The 15806-nt window shown below is 70.4% G+C and carries 13 protein-coding genes; 3 read left to right on the top strand and 10 right to left on the bottom strand.

What is annotated here, in order from left to right; all coding sequences use genetic code 11:
• Positions 1 to 116: 116 nt before the first annotated feature.
• From pknB to O1R50_RS23280, 7 genes are all read right to left on the bottom strand, one after another.
• Complete coding sequence (gene pknB, locus O1R50_RS23250) at positions 117 to 2033, bottom strand: Stk1 family PASTA domain-containing Ser/Thr kinase (RefSeq protein ID WP_270112646.1); 1917 nt, start codon at positions 2031 to 2033, stop codon at positions 117 to 119.
• A gap of 70 nt (positions 2034 to 2103) precedes the next feature.
• The gene (locus tag O1R50_RS23255; RefSeq protein ID WP_270112647.1) at positions 2104 to 3429 is read right to left on the bottom strand and encodes a serine/threonine-protein kinase; all 1326 of its coding nucleotides are present in this window, start codon (positions 3427 to 3429) and stop codon (positions 2104 to 2106) included.
• 238 nt (positions 3430 to 3667) lie between these two features.
• Positions 3668 to 5125 (bottom strand): penicillin-binding transpeptidase domain-containing protein, encoded by a 1458-nt coding sequence (locus tag O1R50_RS23260; RefSeq protein WP_270112648.1) that lies wholly within the window; start codon positions 5123 to 5125, stop codon positions 3668 to 3670.
• Positions 5122 to 7053 (bottom strand): FtsW/RodA/SpoVE family cell cycle protein, encoded by a 1932-nt coding sequence (locus O1R50_RS23265; protein WP_270112649.1) that lies wholly within the window; start codon positions 7051 to 7053, stop codon positions 5122 to 5124. The genes O1R50_RS23260 and O1R50_RS23265 overlap by 4 nt, the downstream gene beginning before the upstream one ends.
• 54 nt (positions 7054 to 7107) lie before the next feature.
• Positions 7108 to 8376 carry a PP2C family protein-serine/threonine phosphatase gene (locus O1R50_RS23270; RefSeq protein ID WP_270112650.1) on the bottom strand — a complete coding sequence of 423 codons (1269 nt, stop codon included), beginning with the start codon at positions 8374 to 8376 and terminating at the stop codon, positions 7108 to 7110.
• Positions 8377 to 8447: 71 nt separating this feature from the next.
• Positions 8448 to 8930, bottom strand: a complete 483-nt coding sequence (locus O1R50_RS23275; protein ID WP_270112651.1) for an FHA domain-containing protein FhaB/FipA — start codon at positions 8928 to 8930, stop codon at positions 8448 to 8450.
• Between the two features lie 193 nt (positions 8931 to 9123).
• Positions 9124 to 9837: an FhaA domain-containing protein gene (locus O1R50_RS23280; protein ID WP_230602397.1), complete on the bottom strand. Its 714-nt coding sequence runs from the start codon at positions 9835 to 9837 to the stop codon at positions 9124 to 9126.
• A 239-nt stretch (positions 9838 to 10076) separates the two neighbouring features.
• Between O1R50_RS23280 and O1R50_RS23285 the strand changes: the two genes are divergently transcribed.
• On the top strand, positions 10077 to 10415 hold the full coding sequence (locus O1R50_RS23285; protein ID WP_270112652.1) for a helix-turn-helix domain-containing protein: 339 nt from the start codon (positions 10077 to 10079) through the stop codon (positions 10413 to 10415).
• A gap of 91 nt (positions 10416 to 10506) precedes the next feature.
• On the opposite strand, the gene hisC is transcribed toward O1R50_RS23285, so the two are convergent.
• Both hisC and O1R50_RS23295 read right to left on the bottom strand, forming a co-directional pair.
• Entirely contained in the window at positions 10507 to 11565 is a 1059-nt protein-coding gene (gene hisC, locus O1R50_RS23290; protein ID WP_270112653.1) for a histidinol-phosphate transaminase, read from the bottom strand.
• The gene (locus O1R50_RS23295; protein WP_270112654.1) at positions 11562 to 12449 is read right to left on the bottom strand and encodes an RDD family protein; all 888 of its coding nucleotides are present in this window, start codon (positions 12447 to 12449) and stop codon (positions 11562 to 11564) included. Before O1R50_RS23295 ends, hisC begins: the two co-directional genes overlap by 4 nt.
• Before the next feature lie 502 nt (positions 12450 to 12951).
• On the opposite strand from O1R50_RS23295, the gene O1R50_RS23300 reads away from it, so the two are divergent.
• Positions 12952 to 13623: a DUF4190 domain-containing protein gene (locus O1R50_RS23300; RefSeq protein ID WP_270112655.1), complete on the top strand. Its 672-nt coding sequence runs from the start codon at positions 12952 to 12954 to the stop codon at positions 13621 to 13623.
• A gap of 55 nt (positions 13624 to 13678) precedes the next feature.
• On the opposite strand, the gene nagA is transcribed toward O1R50_RS23300, so the two are convergent.
• Positions 13679 to 14794: an N-acetylglucosamine-6-phosphate deacetylase gene (nagA, locus tag O1R50_RS23305; protein WP_270112656.1), complete on the bottom strand. Its 1116-nt coding sequence runs from the start codon at positions 14792 to 14794 to the stop codon at positions 13679 to 13681.
• A gap of 167 nt (positions 14795 to 14961) precedes the next feature.
• Here nagA and O1R50_RS23310 point away from each other — a divergent pair, with 167 nt between their 5' ends.
• Entirely contained in the window at positions 14962 to 15747 is a 786-nt protein-coding gene (locus O1R50_RS23310; protein ID WP_208498914.1) for a DeoR/GlpR family DNA-binding transcription regulator, read from the top strand.
• Positions 15748 to 15806: the final 59 nt, after the last annotated feature.

A 15806-nucleotide genomic window follows, 5' to 3' on the forward strand; every position in this document is an offset into this window, starting at 1 on the left:
CCTTCGCCACTTCCAGTCCATCGAAATCGAGACGACTCGTGACTGCGGGGAGTGCCCAGCAATGGCCGAGGGCCCGGACGCTGTCGCGTCCGGGCCCCCTTCGCTTGTACTGCCTGCTAGTTGTTCTCGTTGCAGGGCGGCGGGTCCAGTGCGCCGCAGGTCTCCGACGGGGACTCGGAGGTCTCGTCGTCGCCGCCTCCGCCTCCGTCTCCAGCGGCGGCGGTGATGGTGACCGAAGATTCGGGCGCGACGGCCATGCCGCTGGTGATCTGCCCGTCCTCGTTGGTGACCGCCTCGATGGTCTCAGCGGTCGAGTCGCCCTCGATCGTGACGGTGAGCCCGAGGCCCTGCAGGGTCGTCTGGAGCTGAGCAGGGGTGGTCGCGGCGTCCCAGGTGATCACCACGCCCTGGGCGGTGATGGTCACCGTGGTGCCGTCGGACTCGGTCGAGCCCTGGCCCGGATCCTGCTTGAAGACGACGCCCGTCGAAGTGCCCGCCTGGACGCCGTACTCGACCGCCACCTCGAATCCGGCGTCGTTCAGCGTGGTGGTCGCCCGCTCGACGGTCATGCCGAACACGTCGGGCACCTTGGTCTGGCCGCCCGCCGACACCACCAGCGTGACCTCGGTAGTCGGCGGGACTTCGGTCCCGGCCTCGGGGTCCTGGGACAGCACCTGGCCGGACGGCGCGGTGCTCTCCTCTTCCTTCTTGACGACCTTCAGGCCCTGGGCTTCGAGGCTCGCCTTCGCCTCTTCGAACTGCTCGTCCACGACGTTCTCGACCTTGACGTTCTCGGGCGCGACCATCACGGTGAGCGTGATCGTCTCGCCCTCGTCGACCTCGGTCTTCGGTTTCGGGTCCTGGCCGGTGACGTGGTCGATGTTCGTGTCGTTCGGATCGGTCGCGGCCACCTCGGTGAACTTCACCTCGAAGCCCTTATCGGTGAGTGTCTCCTCCGCCACCGCACGTTCCTGCCCGACGACGTTCGGTACCTCCACCATCGCCGACGTCTCGAGCATCTGCATGATCCCCCACGACGCGGCCGTGACCGCGACGAGCGCGAGGATCACCCCCAGGGCGACCAGCCACGGGCGGCGCTTGCTCGACGAGGTCGCGATCGGCGTGATCGGGGCGGTCGAGTCGGGGCCGGCGAGCATCTGGGTCCGGTCGCCCGCGCTCATCACGGCGGGGGCCATGACGGCCTGCCCGCGCGCGGCGCGGATCAGGTCCTCGCGCATCTCCCCGGCCGAGTGGTACCGGTTCTCGGGGTTCTTCGCGAGGGCCTTCATGATCACGGCGTCGACGGAGTCGGGCACGTTCGGGTTGAGCTCCGAAGGCGGCCGGGCCTCCTCCCGCACGTGCTGGTAGGCGACGGAGACGGGGTTGTCGCCGGTGAACGGCGGGTGCCCCACGAGCAGTTCGTAGAGGACGCAGCCGACCGCGTACACGTCCGAGCGGGCGTCGACGGTCTCGCCGCGCGCCTGCTCGGGCGAGAGGTACTGCGCGGTGCCGATGACGGCGCTGGTCTGGGTCATGGTCGCCTGGCCGCTGGCCAGGGCCCGGGCGATGCCGAAGTCCATGACCTTGACCTGGTTGGTGTCCGAGAGCATCACGTTGCCGGGCTTCACGTCCCGGTGGATGATGTGGTGCTTGTGGCTGAAGTCCAGGGCCGAGCACATGTCGGCTACGACCTCGCAGGCCGTCGCCGGGTCGAAGCGGCCCTCGGCGAGCAGGACCTCTTTGAGGGTCCGGCCGTTGACGAACTCCATCACCATGTACGGGATGCCGGCGTCCTCGCCGGTGTCGAAGACCGCGACGATGTTCGGGTGGTTGAGCGACGCGGAGTTCTGGGCCTCGCGCTGGAACCGGATGAGGAAGGACTCGTCGCGAGAGAGGTCGGCCCGCAGCAGCTTCACCGCCACATCGCGGCCGAGTCGCAGGTCCCGGCCACGGTGGACTTCAGCCATCCCCCCGTAGCCGACGACCTCGCCGATCTCGTATCTGCCGCCTAGCAGGCGGGGCTCTGTCGTCATCGCGTTTTACGTCCTCGTGTTCCGTTCATCGCGGCTTGATTCTAATCGCTGCGGCAGGCCCGAAAGCCCGCTATCCGTCACAGTTCTCCGCTAGCTGGTTGCAGGTACGGTCACCCACCGAGGGCATTTCCATGCCGTTCGAAGCGGTCGCATCCTCAGGCGTCGTGGCGTCGTCAGACTGGTCGTCCTCGTCGGAGTCGGCGCTCTGCTCGGACACTGTCGGGCTGTGGTCCTCACCCCCGTCGCCGGTTCCGGGGCTGCCGATACCGTTCAGCAGCATCAGCACGATACCGCCCACCAGGACGAGTGCCGCAGCGACGGCGACCACCACCATCAGCTGCCGCTTCGGCTTGGACGCCGGCGGGGGCGTCGCGGCTCCCAGGTTGATGCCCGGAGGCGTGGAGCCCGGCGGGACCTGGCCGCCGTGCTGCATCGGGCCCTGCGGCGACTGCGGGGCGGCGGTCATCGGATCGGCGACGCTCGCGGGGGGCCCGCCCATGCTCACGACGCCCGCGCGGCGCGGGAGCTGCCCGACCGGCGGCATGACCGAGGTCGACATCGGGTTGGCGTCGACCGCGACGCGCGCGAGCGCGGCCATCTCGGTGGCGCTGGAGAAGCGCTGGTGCGGGTTCTTGACCAGGGAGCGCTCGACGAAGGCGCGCACACCCGGCGGGATGTCGGGCGGCAGCGGCGGGGGCGGGGTGCGCACGTGGTGGAGCGCGAGCTCGATCGGGTTCTCGGCCTGGAACGGGCGGTGTCCGGTGAGGCCGTGGAAGGCCACGACGCCGAGCGAGTACATGTCCGAGGCGGGCAGGACGCCGGTGCCTTCGGCCTGCTCAGGGGCGATGTAAGAGGCGGTGCCCATGACCGAGCCGGTGGCGGTGAGGTCCCCTGACGCGCCCGAGCGGGCGATGCCGAAGTCGGTGAGCACGGCCTGGCCGTCCCTGTCGCGCACCAGGATGTTGCCCGGCTTGATGTCGCGGTGGATGATGCCGCGCTCGTGGGCCTGCTGGAGCGCTTCGGCGGTGGCGGCGATGATCGGCATCAGCTCGCGGGCGTCGATGCGGCCGCGTTCGGCGATGAGATCGGCGAGGGACTTGCCCTCGATGAACTCCATCACCAGGTAGGCGGTGGTCTCGCCGCTGGGCAGGTCGGCGTTGCCGAAGTCGTGCACGTTGACGATGTGGGGGTGGGTGAGGGCGGCCACGGTCTTGGCCTCGGCGATGAAGCGCTTGGCGAAACCGGGCTCGCTCAGGAGCGCGGGGAGCATCGCCTTCACGGCCACGGTGCGTTCGAGCACGGTGTCCTCGGCCCGCCAGACCTCGCCCATGCCGCCCACGGCAATGCGTTCGCGCAGGCGATAGCGTTGCCCGAGGAGCATTTCAGGGCTCAACACGGCGTCTCCTCATTTCTTTGGGAGTATCAGCTCCGGGGGATCGGCGCTCGGCGCTTCAGTCTACTGTCAGGCCGCCCAGCTCCAGGTTCGTCGGGCGGCGGCGCTGCCGCGCGACACCCGGCCGCGACCTCCCCGAGGATCCACGTTCGGGTGCGCCGTTGGGTTGCCGCCTCAGGGGATCGTGAGGAAACTGTGTCTTTGCCGCAATAGTTACCGAACGGTAGTCACCCCGGGCGCCTCATTCACCGCCGCCTTCGAGGACCTGCTGCATGAGGTCGCCGGAGATCTCGGCGGCCTTCGCCGAGGCCCCCTTGCCGTAGGAGTCGAGGAACACGCAGACTGCGACGGCGGGCTCGCCGTCCTTGTCCATGGCCCAGCCGTGGAACCAGCCGTGGTCGGGCTCGGGGTTGTCGCTGGAGTCGGAGTGCTGGGCGGTGCCGGTCTTGCCGCCGACGGTGTACCCCTCGATCTGCGCGGCGTCGCCGGTCCCGTTCTCGACCACAGCCTCCATGAGAATCTGGAGCTCCTGGGCGGTGTCGAGGTCGATCGACCGGCCGAGGTTGTCCTCCGCGAACTTCTGGACGGTGTTGCCCTCGGAGTCGGTGAGCTCCGAGACGATCTGCGGGGCCATCCGGTCGCCGCCGTTCGCGACGGTCGCGGCGATGAGCGCGTTCTGCAGCACGGTCTCGGCGACCTCCTGCTGGCCGATGCAGGCCTGGGCGCGGAAGGCGTCTTCGGAGATGTCGCCGGTCTTCGACGCCACGGTCGACAGCGGGGTCTCGTAGGCCTCGCCGAAGCCGAACGCCTCGGTCATCTCGGTGATCTGCTCGGTGGTCAGCTCTTCGACGCACAGCTTCGCGAACGTGGTGTTGCAGGAGAGCCGGTAGGCGTCCTCGAGCGTGTACTCCTCGTTGGGGCACTGGTCCGAGGAGTTCGTGATCTCGTGGTTCGTGTCCGGCGCGGTGTAGCCGTTCCCGGCCGGGACCATGTCGTCGGCCTTGCCGCCGTTCTCGATGTACGCGGCGGCCACGATGGTCTTGAACGTCGAGCCCGGCGGGAAGAACTCCTGGCGGGTGAGGTCGAGCATGTCGCCGGACTCGTCGAGCGCGATCTTCGCGTCCTCGGCGGTCTCGCCGTTGTTGGAGGAGACCTCGGTCGGGTTCCAGCCCGGGAAGGAGGCCTGGGCGAGGATGCGGCCGGTCCGCGGGTCGATCACGACCGCGCCGCCCTCGACGCCGGTGTCGGCGAGCGCGTCGTACGCGGCCTTCTGCAGGTCCGGGTCGAGGGTGGTGACCACGTTGCCGCCGGGCTTGTTCTCCTTGAGGAGGGTCGCCCAGAAGTCGTCGAAGGCCAGGAGCGAGCTCGTGCCGTTGAGCAGCGCGTTCTCGGTGGCCTCAAGATTGGACGCGCCGTAGTTGATCGACTTGAAGCCGGTGATGTTGCCGAAGTAGTCGCCTTCGGGGTAGTTCCGCTGGTAGCCGTAGGAGCCGCCGTCGGTGGGGATCGACTCGGCGATCACCGTGTCCCCGGCCAGGATCTGGCCGCGCGGGACCTCGTACTCGGCGATGAGGGTGCGGGCGTTGGCCAGGCCCTCGTAGTCGTCGTGGTGGAAGAACGTCACCCAGGTGGCCTGGACGATGAGGGCGCCCAGCAGGATCAGCGCGATGACGCCCATGCGGCGCAGGGCCGGATTCATTCGCCGCCCTCCTTCCTTCTGTCGTCGTAGCCCTGGGGGGGCTGCGGGCGGTAGTCGAACGCCGAGCTCGGCGGAGGCGGCGGCGTCTGCGGGCCCGGGCGGGTCGGGTTGCCGGGAGGCGGCGCGGGCGGAGCGCCGTACGCGGAGCCGGGCGGTGGCGGCGGCGGCGTCTGCGGCGGCTGCTGGGGGCCGCGGGCGGTCGGGTTGCCGGGCTGGCCGGTCGGGCCCCCGGTCTGCCCGCCGCCCTGCGGCGGCGACACGGGAGGGGACATCGGCGGGCCGGAGACCGGGCCGCCCGGGGGCGGGCTGAGCACGTCCTCCTCCATGGTGCCCTTCGTCGGACCGCCGCCCTGGAGGTGCCCGGGGATGATGAGCTCGGTCGGCTGGTCGCCGCCGGGGATCGGGCCGGAGTCCATGACCCCGGCGAGCGCGGCCTGCTCGGCCGCGCGCTTGGCGGCCTGCTCGGCGAGGAACTCCGGCGGGGCCTCGGTCTTCTGCAGGCCGAACGAGGCCTGCCAGGGTTTGCGGGCGTCGTCGGAGACGCGGACGAGCAGCCCGATCAGCAGCCACGAGCCGACGAGCGAGGAGCCGCCCGCGGCGAGGAACGCCGTGGTCTGGCCGGTCATCGGGATGAGCCCGGTGACACCGCCGAGCACCACGAACAGCTGGAAGGCCACCAGGAACGCCAGGCCCCCGGCCATGAGCGAGCCGAACAGGTCGCGCGACATGATGCCGGTCTTGAAGCCGCGCTGGACGAGGATCGCGTACAGCAGCAGGATGCCGATGAGGCCGACGAGGCCGACCTCCTCGCCGATCGCCGCGAGGATGAAGTCCGATTCGGACGCCGGGATCATGTTCGGGTTGCCCGAGCCGGGCCCGTTGCCGATGAGCCCGCCCGAGTTCATGGCGACCAGGCCCTGCACGAGCTGCCACGAGGAGGGGGTCGATCCGTCGCTGTAGACGTACTCGTACTTCCACGGGTCGAGCCAGATCGCCACGCGCACTTGGAGGTGGCTGAAGAAGGGGTAGATGGCGACGCAGCCGCCCACGAACATGGTGAGGCCGATGACGATCCACGAGGCGCGGCGCGTCGCCATGTACAGCATCGAGAGGAAGATGCTGAACAGCAGCAGCGAGGTGCCGAGGTCGCGTTCCATGACCAGGATGACGAGGCTGGCGGCCCAGACGATGACGATCGGGCCGAGGTCCTTCATGCGCGGCAGCTGCAGGCCCAGGATCTTCTTGCCCGCCACCGAGAGCATGTCCCGCTTGCGCACCAGGTACACGGCGAAGAAGATCAGCAGCATCAGCTTCGCGAACTCGCTGGGCTGCACCGAGAAGCTGCCGAAGCGGATCCAGTTCTTGGACCCGCCCGAGGACGAGATCGACGCGGGCAGGAAGCCCGGGATCGCCGCGAGGAAGATGCCCGCGAACAGCAGGATGTACGCGTACCCGCGCAGCACCCGGTGGTTGCGCACCACGGCCAGGAGCACGGTCAGCAGCACGACCCCGGCCATGTAGTACATGAGCTGGCGGCCGCCCTGACCGGCGAAGACTCCCGCGTCGGGGGGGAGCGGGTCGTCGGTCATGGCGGTGCGGTCGATGCGCCGGATGTAGACGATGCCGATGCCGGTGAGGAACGCGGCGATGGGCACGAACAGCGGGTCGGCGTACGGGGCGAGGATCTTGACGGAGGTCCACGCGCACATCGAGACGATGAAGATCAGCAGCGGCAGCACGTAGGTGACCGAGGTGGTGGTCTCGGTGAGCGCCACGTCGATGGTGAGCTGGAGCAGGAACACCGCGACGCCGCCCATGACGAGCATGACGATCTCGCGGAAGACCCGCTTCGGCATGCCCGTCAACGGGGTGAGCGGCGGCTCGGACGGTCCCGCCGGCCGGGCGGTCGCCGACATCGGCTGGGCCATCAGTTCCCCTTGCGTCTCAATACGGAATGCGTAGCGAGCCTATATCGGCCACGCTCAGTCGTCGCGACAGTCCTTTGCGGCCGCCGGAGCCGTCTCCGCCCCGCCTTCCGCGGTGGCGCACAGCGGGTCGAGGCTCTCGTTCCCGGCGTCCGGGTCGACCAGGGCGCTCAGCTCGTCCTCGGCGGCGGTGCCGCCGTCGACGGTGATCCCGTTCTCAAGGTCGGACTCGACCGAGTCCACGGCGTCCTCGGCGGGACGGCCGGTGTCCGTGTCGAGCCACGCCAGCCGGTACCCCGCCACCTCAAAAGGGAGGCCTCGGAAGAGGCTGATGGTGCCCGCCTCTGAGACGCCGATGAAGTACTGCGTGCGCGCCCACCACACGCCGCCCCCGGCGATGAGGGTGAGCACGATGAGGCAGGCCAGGATCGTGCGCCACACCCGGCCCTTCTTGCGGGCCTTCGGCTGGAGGTCGGTCGTGTCGGAATCGCCGTCCCCTTCCGCCGCTTCGTCGGCCTCTTTGACCGCTCGCAGCACGGCCGTGTCGGATTCGGCCAGGCGCGCGTCGGCGGCGGCGCCGCCGATGAGCTGGCGCTGCTCCCCCGGGTGCTCGGCGACGACGTCGGCGACGAGCACCGTCACGTTGTCGGGCGCCCCGGCGTCCAGCGCCTGCTGCACCAGGGTCTCGGCCGCTTCCTGCGGGGACGCGGCGTTCTGGAGGGTGCGGGCGATGTCGGCGTCGGAGACGGGCCCCGAGAGGCCGTCCGAGCACAGGACCAGGCGGTCGCCCGGGACGCCCTTGATGGTCTGGAACGCGGGCTCGACCTCGGCCGCGCCGAGCGCGCGCAGCAGCAGGGAGCGCTGCGGGTGCCGCTCGGCCTCCTCGGCGGTGATGCGGCCTTCGTCGACGAGCATCTGCACGTACGTGTCGTCGACGGTGATCTGCTCGAAGCCGCCCTCGCGCAGCCGGTAGGCGCGGGAGTCGCCGATGTGCACCAGGTTGAACCACTCGCCGTCGAACCACAGGGCGGTGAGCGTGGTGCCCATGCCCTCCTTCTGCGGGTCGTCGGCGACCTGGCGGCGGATGGCCCGGTTCGCGTCGGCGACGGCGTCGGCGAGCTCGTCGACGACCGAGTCGGCGGGCGGGGGCACGTCCAGCCGGGCGACGGTGTTGATGACGATGGCCGAGGCGAGGTCACCGGCGGCCATGCCGCCCATGCCGTCGGCCACGGCGATGAAGTGGGGCCCGGCGAACACCGAGTCCTGGTTGCCTTGCCTCACCACCCCGCGGTCGGAGATGGCCGCGTATCGCAGGTGCAAACTCATGAATCAACCGCCGTAGCGCGGGCACGCCCGCTGTTCGATGTCGACATCGCCGTCTCTCGTTCCGCGGGCTGCTAGGGGCGCAGCTCGAAGGAGGAACGCCCGATCCGGATGGGCACTCCGAGCGGGACCGGCGTGGGTGCAGTGACTCTAGCGCGCCCCAGGTAGGTGCCGTTCGTGGAGCCCAGGTCCTCGACCACCCACTGGCCGTCCTGCGGGCGCACGCGCGCGTGCCGGTTGGAGGCGAAGTCGTCGCGGATGACGATCGTGGAGTCGGGGGCGCGGCCGATCGAGATGGGCTGCCCGGAGAGCACGAACCGGCGGCCCTGGAGCTCGCCGGTGGTCACGACCAGCCACTGCGCCGCCTGCGGGGCCTGCGGTCGGCCGCCGCGGCCGCCCGGGGCGGGCGGAGCCGAGACGGGGCCCGCGGGGCCGGCAGTCGCGGGGCGCCGCTGGGCGAGCAGGTCGCGGGTGATCGTCCGGGCGGCGGCGAACACGAACAGCCACAGCAGCACGAGGAACCCGAACCGGGCGACGGTCTGGACTATCTCAGGCATTCGGCGCTCCCAGCGAATGAACGATCGGTCCCAGACACGGTAGCCCACCGTGGCGCGGCCGCAGAGGCGAGCCGCCGAGCCCAGCCGGTCATCCCACCGCTACGGGCATGGGGCCCAGCGCCATCGGGGACACCTGCGCCGGATAGTGCGAAGCCCCGGCCCGAGGGACCGGGGCGTCACGCGTTCGCGGGCGCTAACCCGCTTGCAGCGTAAGGGAAGTGGTGCCGATCTGGATGACATCCCCGGGCTGCATGCTCACGGTGGCGATCCGCTGGCCGTTGACCAGGGTGCCGTTGGTCGAGCCGAGGTCGGTGACCGAGACCTGGCGGCCGTCGAAGTCAACGCGCACATGGCGACGCGAGATGCCGACGTCGGGGAGGCGGATCTGGGCCTGCTCGCCGCGGCCGATGATCGTGGCGCCGTGGGCCACCGTGAACTGGCGGCCGTCCGCGGTCACCAGCACCGGGCCGGTCGGGGCCTGCTGCTGGGCGGGGCCGTAGCCGCCGCCGGAGACCGGCTGGTCCACACCCTCGTTGAGGGCCGCGACCTCGGCGGTCACGCGGAACATGCCGGTGTCGAGGCCTTCACCGCGCTCGATCTCGACGATGACGTCGCCGTAGACCGTCCAGCCGTTCTCGCCGATGAACTCGGCCTGGGACTGGGCCAGCTCCTGCGCCAGCGCCGCCGCGTACGGGGCGAGGCGGTCGTGGTCGGGCGGGGAGAGGTCGATGACGTAGCGGTTCGGCACCAGCACGCGCCCGCCGGCGAGGACCGCCTTGTGGGTCTCCGCCTCGCGCTGCATGGCGCTGGCGATCTCGACCGGGTGCACAACGCCCTTGAACATCTTGTTGAAGGTGCCTTCGAACAGGCCCTCCAGTTGTTTCTCCAAGCGTTGCAGAACGCTCACCGGTTCTCCTCCTCGTCAGACGCCATCCGGACCGTGACGCTCCCTTGAATAGCCGCGTCGTCCTCCGATGGTATCGGCTGGGTTCCAGCGACGGCGAGCGGTTGAGACGCAACCCTTCCCCGAGTCCGATTCGTATCGTCTGATCGGGTGAGGCCGCTGTCAGCCGGTGGTACCAAATGACGGGAGAGCCAGGCAGGGGTGGGTGGCGGTCCCGGTCGAAGGCGCGTAGGGTGACGCGGGTGACAGATCGCGACTTCAGCTCATTCGTCCGGGACGTGCGCAAACGCGCCCACGTCTCGTTCCGCGAGCTCTCCGACTCCGCCGGGGTCTCCAACCCCTACCTCCAGGGCGAGCGCGGCGTGCGCCGCCCCAGTGGCGCGGTCCTGCGGCAGCTGGCGCTGGCGCTCCGGGTGGCCACCCCGATCATGTACCTGCGGGCCAACCTCGCCCCCGAGAACGGCTCCGCCACCCCGCTGGCCATCGCCACCGACCGCGAGCTCACCTCGAGGCAGAAGCAGACCCTCTCCGAGATGTACGAGGCCTTCTGCAGCGAGAACGAGCGCGGCGCGGCCAAGTAGCCGAGCCGGGCGCCGGTGGGGCGCCCGGACTCCCTCCCGAACATGAAGAACGCGGCACCGGTCTCGGTGCCGCGTTCACTCGCTGTCCGGCCTAAGCGGCGTCGATGAACGCCCGCAGTGCGTCGAGCAGGGCGTCGTTCTCCTCCGGCAGCCCGATGGTGACGCGCACGCCGTCGCCTCCGAAGGGCCGCACCAGGATCCCGCGTCCTTCGCAGTGCGCCGCGAACGCGACGGCCCTGTCGCCCAGCGGCAGCCAGAAGAAGTTCGCCTGCGAGTCCGGCACGTCCGGCACCAGTTCCCTTGCGGCCATCACCGTGCGCTTGCGCTCCGAGGTCACCAGGGCGACCCGGCGCCGCATCTCGCCTTCGGCCTCGAGCGCCGCGAGCGCCGCCCGCTGCGCGGCCGCGTTGACCGCGAACGGGATCACGCACCGGCTCACCGCGTCGGCCACTTCGGCCCGGGCCACCATGTAGCCCACGCGGAGCCCGGCGAGGCCCCAGGCCTTCGAGAAGGTCCGGAAGACCACGGCGTTCGGCCTGTCGGCGTAGCGTTCGATCGCGTCCGGGCAGGCCGGGTCGGTGACGAACTCGCGGTAGGCCTCGTCGATCACGACGAGCACGCCCTCGGGGACCGAGGCGAAGACCCGGTCGAGCTCTTCGCCGGTGACGGCCGGGCCGGTCGGGTTGTTGGGGCTGCAGATCACGATGGCGCGGGTGGCCGGGCCGACGGCCGCGAGCATCGCGTCGATGTCGTGGCGGTGGTCGGGCGTGTTCGGCACCTGGATGCTCTTCAGCCCGGCCACGGTGGCGGCGATCGGGTAGGCCTCGAAGGAGCGCCACGAGTAGACGACCTCGCTGCCGGGCTTCGCGATCGCCTGCATCAGGTGCCCGATGAGGGCGACCGAGCCGGTGCCGGTCACGATCCGCTCGGCGGGCAGCCCGAGCCGCTCGGACAGGACGCCCCGCAGTTCGACGACGCCGAGGTCGGGGTAGCGGTGCACGTTCTCGGCCGCAACCGAGATCGCTTCCACCACACCGGGAAGCGGGCCGTAGGGCACTTCGTTGCTGGAGAGCTTCACGGCATTCGGGATCGCCTTGCCGGGAACATAGCGGGGGATGGACTCGAGGTCTTCACGCAGAGGATCGCTCATCGTGAGGGCTCCTTCTCAGGGTCGGCCTTCTCGCCGCTCACATCGACGACGGCGGTGCCAGGGGATTTGTCGTGGAGGCATTGGCGGAAGGGTTGGTCTCGGATGCACCATATCCCGTCGAGGATCCACAGCACCGCGCCGAACGGGAAGCAGATGAGCGGCAGCGCGAAGTACGACCAGCGCAGCAGCAGCCGCCCCCAGCCGAGGTTCACGGGCGCGAGCGAGACGACCTTGATCCCCATGAGCCGCTTGCCGATCGTCTGACCGGTGTTGAGCGTCGCCGGGACCTCGTAGGCGAACCACAGCCCCAGCGCGATGAGCAGCACGACCCACAGCTGGTCGGAGAGGCGCGAGGGCACGGGGACGTCCCCGGCGTTCGGGGAGGCCACGGCCTCGAGGAAGTACGGCCAGAACGTCTGCAGCATCTGGTAGATGAAGTAGCCGTTGACGACCGCGTTGAGCGCCAGCATGCACAGCACGTCGACTATCCGGGCGACGAAGCGCTGGCCGGGGTGGGCGAGGACGCGGCCGCCGAGGATACGGTGGATGTCGTGGCGGGTGATCCAGCCGACGGTGACGCCGAGGGAGCGGATCGGGACGGTGTCGGGCGGCTGCACGGCGCCGGGGGTGCGCTGGATGACGCGGGGCGGCGGGCCGTCGCCGTAGCGGCGGTCGGCCGGGAGGGTCTCGAAGGCGGGGTCCGGTGTGGAGGCGTCCGGTCGCGGGGCGGGGAGCGGTTGCGGTTCGGGATCGAGCGGCTCGGGATCGGCGGGGGGTTCGGCGTCGGCGGGGACGGGCTTGCCGATCCAGGCGCCGCCGTCCCAGTAGCGTTGGGTGGCCGGGTCGGCGGGGTCCGGGTACCAGCCGGGTTCGATCGTGGTCATCGAGGCCATTCTTGCAGCCTCGTCCCGACATTCCCAGTCAGTTCGGCCACAGCCGTTGCGGGGCGCTGCGAACCGGGCTGCGGACAACGACACGGCCCAGTCGGTTGATGCCTCGACTGGGCCGCTCGCAACTCACTGCACTTCCGACCGAGTTACCAAGCGTGAAGTCTTTAATAGCGGTGACTGGCCCCTAGGTGGCTGGTCCCGCTGTGCCTCCCGACGGCTCAGGTCGCACGTGGGTGCTCGGCGGCGGTGCCCGAATCCTTCCGATCTGCGGAGACCATGTCCCCGGGAAGTCCTTCCGGATCCGTAACTCATTTCTACTCGTCTACTGACGGGTAGTAAACCCCTAGGCGCAAAAAATCCGAACGGAGTTCTCGAATGGGCGGCCGACCGGGCACCGGGCCCGCCGGTTCCCCCGAATCCCCACGCGGCGAGCGGTATCTGGTCTACCTTGCGGGACATCGGGGCCGAGCGCCCGAACAGAGCCGAGGAGGCCGCCATGACGACGTACCCGCCGACCCCGGGGCCACCCGAACCCGAACCGCCCGAACCGGAACGCAAGGACGAGACCGAAGAGGGCGGGCACCCGTTCTCCGGCAACGAGCCCGGCCCGGCCGCCTCCGGACCCGAGCCGGGCTGGACCCCGCCGGGCGCGCAGCCGGAGAACGTACCGCACCCGACGCACGGCGAGACGCCCGGCGAGACCCCGCGAGCCCCCGACGACAAGCCGTTCGGCGGCATCCCGCCCGCTCCCCCGCCGCCCGGCGCGGGCCCTGGCGCACCGCCGCCCGCCGGCGGCGGCTACAGCCCTTACGCGGGCGGTGCGGTCCCGCCGCCGCCACCGCCGCCCCCGGCCTACAACGGCGACGGCCCGCTGCGCGGCCAGGAACCGCGCAACGGCCTCGGCACCGCGGCCCTGGTCTGCGGCATCATCGCGATCGCGCTGTCGTTCGTTCCGGTGATCAACACCTTCACGTGGCCACTGGGCGTCCTCGCGGTCGTCTTCGGCGCGGTCGGCTGGGCCCGCGCGAACAAGGGGATCGCCACGAACAAGCCGTTCGCCGTCACCGGCCTGGTGCTCGGCATCGTCTCGTTCTTCACGTTCTGCCTGATCTACGTCCTCATCGGCGCGAGCGGCGGGATGCAGTACGACGCGGCGACGATGCTCTAGCCGCGACGGCGAGAACGGGCCGGGCGCCTCCGCGCCCGGCCCGTTCGCATACCGCTCAGACCTGCAGCCAAGCCCCGCGGCGCATCACCGAGACCAGGTTCAGGTCGTCGTCGAGGACCACCGCGTCGGCGTACTTCCCCGTCTCGATCGCCCCGACATCGCCCAGGCCCAGCAGCTCCGCGGGCGTCGCGGAGGCCATCTGCGACGCGGCCTCCACCGACTGCCCGGCCAGGCGCACCGTGTTGCGGAACGCGTCCAGCAGCGTGATCGTCGATCCCGCGATGATGTCGGTCCCCGCCACCGTCGCGACGCCGTCGGCCACCTCGACCGCGTGGCGGCCCAGCATGTAGCGGCCGTCGTCGAGTCCCGCCGCGTCCATCGCGTCGGAGACCAGCAGCGTCCACGCCGGCAGCGACGTGTCGAACGCGAACCGCATCGTGCCCGGGTGCAGGTGGACCGGGTCGGCGACGATCTCGGAGAAGATCCGCTCATCGTCCAGCAGCGCCGGGATCGGGCCCGGCTCGCGGTGATTGAACGCCCGCATCGCGTTGAACAGGTGCGTCGCGGCCTGCGCGCCCGCGTCGATTCCCGCCGCGGTCTGCTCGTAACTCGCGTTCGTGTGCCCGATCGCGGGCACGACCCCGCGCTGGTCCAGGAACTCGATGGCCTCCAGAGCGCCGTTCAGCTCAGGCGCGATCGTCACCATCTTCACCGCGCCGCTGCCCGCTTCAATGAGCTCCGTCAGCTCCGAGAGGTCCGGATCGCGCAGCACCTCAACGCGGTGCGCCCCGCACTTCGCCGCGGAGATATAAGGCCCCTCGTAGTGGACCCCGGCGAGCGTCCCGTCCGCGACCAGCGGCTTGAGCGCCCGCGTCGCATCGAGCAGGAACCCGTGCGTGGACGACACCAGCGAGGCGACCAGCGTCGTCGTCCCGCGCGACGCATGGAACGCCGCGGCCCCCCGCGCCGACTCCGGGTCGCCGTTCGCCAGCGAGAAACCCCCGCCGCCGTGGCAGTGGACGTCCACGAAACCGGGCAGGACCCAGCCTGTCGGCTCGCCCTCGCGCTCGAGAACCCCCTCGAACCGGTCGCCGTCGACGATCAGGGTCCCGTTGACGATCCCGTCGGGAGTGACGATTCGGCCCACGGCCGGCAGCAAAACGCCGTCCACGGCGCTCCTTCCAATCAATCCGGCGTGTATGGGCCCACCCCGGTGCGGCACAATGATCGTGAGCGCGCGAGCATGACTTGAGCATCACTCGAGCGCCGGAAGACGTACAACGAACACTATCGCGCAGACCGCGGCCCGCCCGCCGCGATCCCGACCCGAGGAGCGACGTGGACCGCTATGCCCGGTGGAACACCCTGCTGGAGATCCTCGCAGAGACCGGACGCATCACCGTGGAGGAAGCGGCCGAGCGGCTCGGCGTCTCCCAGGCCACCATCCGCCGCGACTTCGACCAGCTCTCCCAGCAGCAGATGATCACCCGCACCCGCGGCGGCGCCGTCGCCGGCGGCATCTCCTACGACCTCCCGCTGCGCTACAAGACCGCCCGCCACGTCGAAGAGAAGCACCGCATCGGCACCGCCGCGGCAGGCCTGGTCAGCCCCGGCCAGGTCATCGCCCTCAACGGCGGCACGACCATCACCGAGGTGGCCCGCGCGCTGGCGACCCGCACCGACCTGGTCGCGACACCCGGCTCCACCGGTCTGACCATCGTCACGAACGCCCTCAACATCGCCAACGAGCTGATCGTCCGCCCGCACCTGAAAGTGGTGGTCGTCGGCGGCGTGGTCCGCCCCCAGTCCTACGAGCTCATCGGCCCGCTCGCCGCACCGATCCTCCGCGAGATCACCCTCGACATCGCGTTCCTCGGCGTCGACGCCATCGACATGAAACTCGGCGCGACCAGCCATCACGAAGGCGAAGCGGCCATCAACGCCCTCATGGCCGCCCGCGCCCGCAAGGTCGTGGTCATCGCCGACGGCTCCAAGATCGGCGGCCACGCCTTCGCCCGCATCTGCCCGACCGACCGCGTCCACACCCTCGTCACCGACGGCAACGCCCCGCCGGAGCAGCTGCGCGGCTTCGAGGAAGCGGGCATCCGCGTCATCGTCGTCTAGCCGACAGGCTCGACGGACCCACCGGCGAGAGCAGAAGTACGGGCAAGGGCGAACCCCGG

It is taken from the genome of Glycomyces luteolus (genome assembly GCF_027622875.1).
Lineage (GTDB): Bacteria > Actinomycetota > Actinomycetes > Mycobacteriales > Micromonosporaceae > Glycomyces > Glycomyces luteolus.

Coding starts and splice junctions, on each gene's coding strand:
- pknB (WP_270112646.1), bottom strand. CDS start 2,033: ATGACGACAGAGCCCCGCCTGCTAGGCGGCAGATACGAGATCGGCGAG.
- O1R50_RS23260 (WP_270112648.1), bottom strand. CDS start 5,125: ATGAATCCGGCCCTGCGCCGCATGGGCGTCATCGCGCTGATCCTGCTG.
- O1R50_RS23265 (WP_270112649.1), bottom strand. CDS start 7,053: ATGGCCCAGCCGATGTCGGCGACCGCCCGGCCGGCGGGACCGTCCGAG.
- O1R50_RS23270 (WP_270112650.1), bottom strand. CDS start 8,376: ATGAGTTTGCACCTGCGATACGCGGCCATCTCCGACCGCGGGGTGGTG.
- O1R50_RS23275 (WP_270112651.1), bottom strand. CDS start 8,930: ATGCCTGAGATAGTCCAGACCGTCGCCCGGTTCGGGTTCCTCGTGCTG.
- hisC (WP_270112653.1), bottom strand. CDS start 11,565: ATGAGCGATCCTCTGCGTGAAGACCTCGAGTCCATCCCCCGCTATGTT.
- O1R50_RS23295 (WP_270112654.1), bottom strand. CDS start 12,449: ATGACCACGATCGAACCCGGCTGGTACCCGGACCCCGCCGACCCGGCC.
- O1R50_RS23300 (WP_270112655.1), top strand. CDS start 12,952: ATGACGACGTACCCGCCGACCCCGGGGCCACCCGAACCCGAACCGCCC.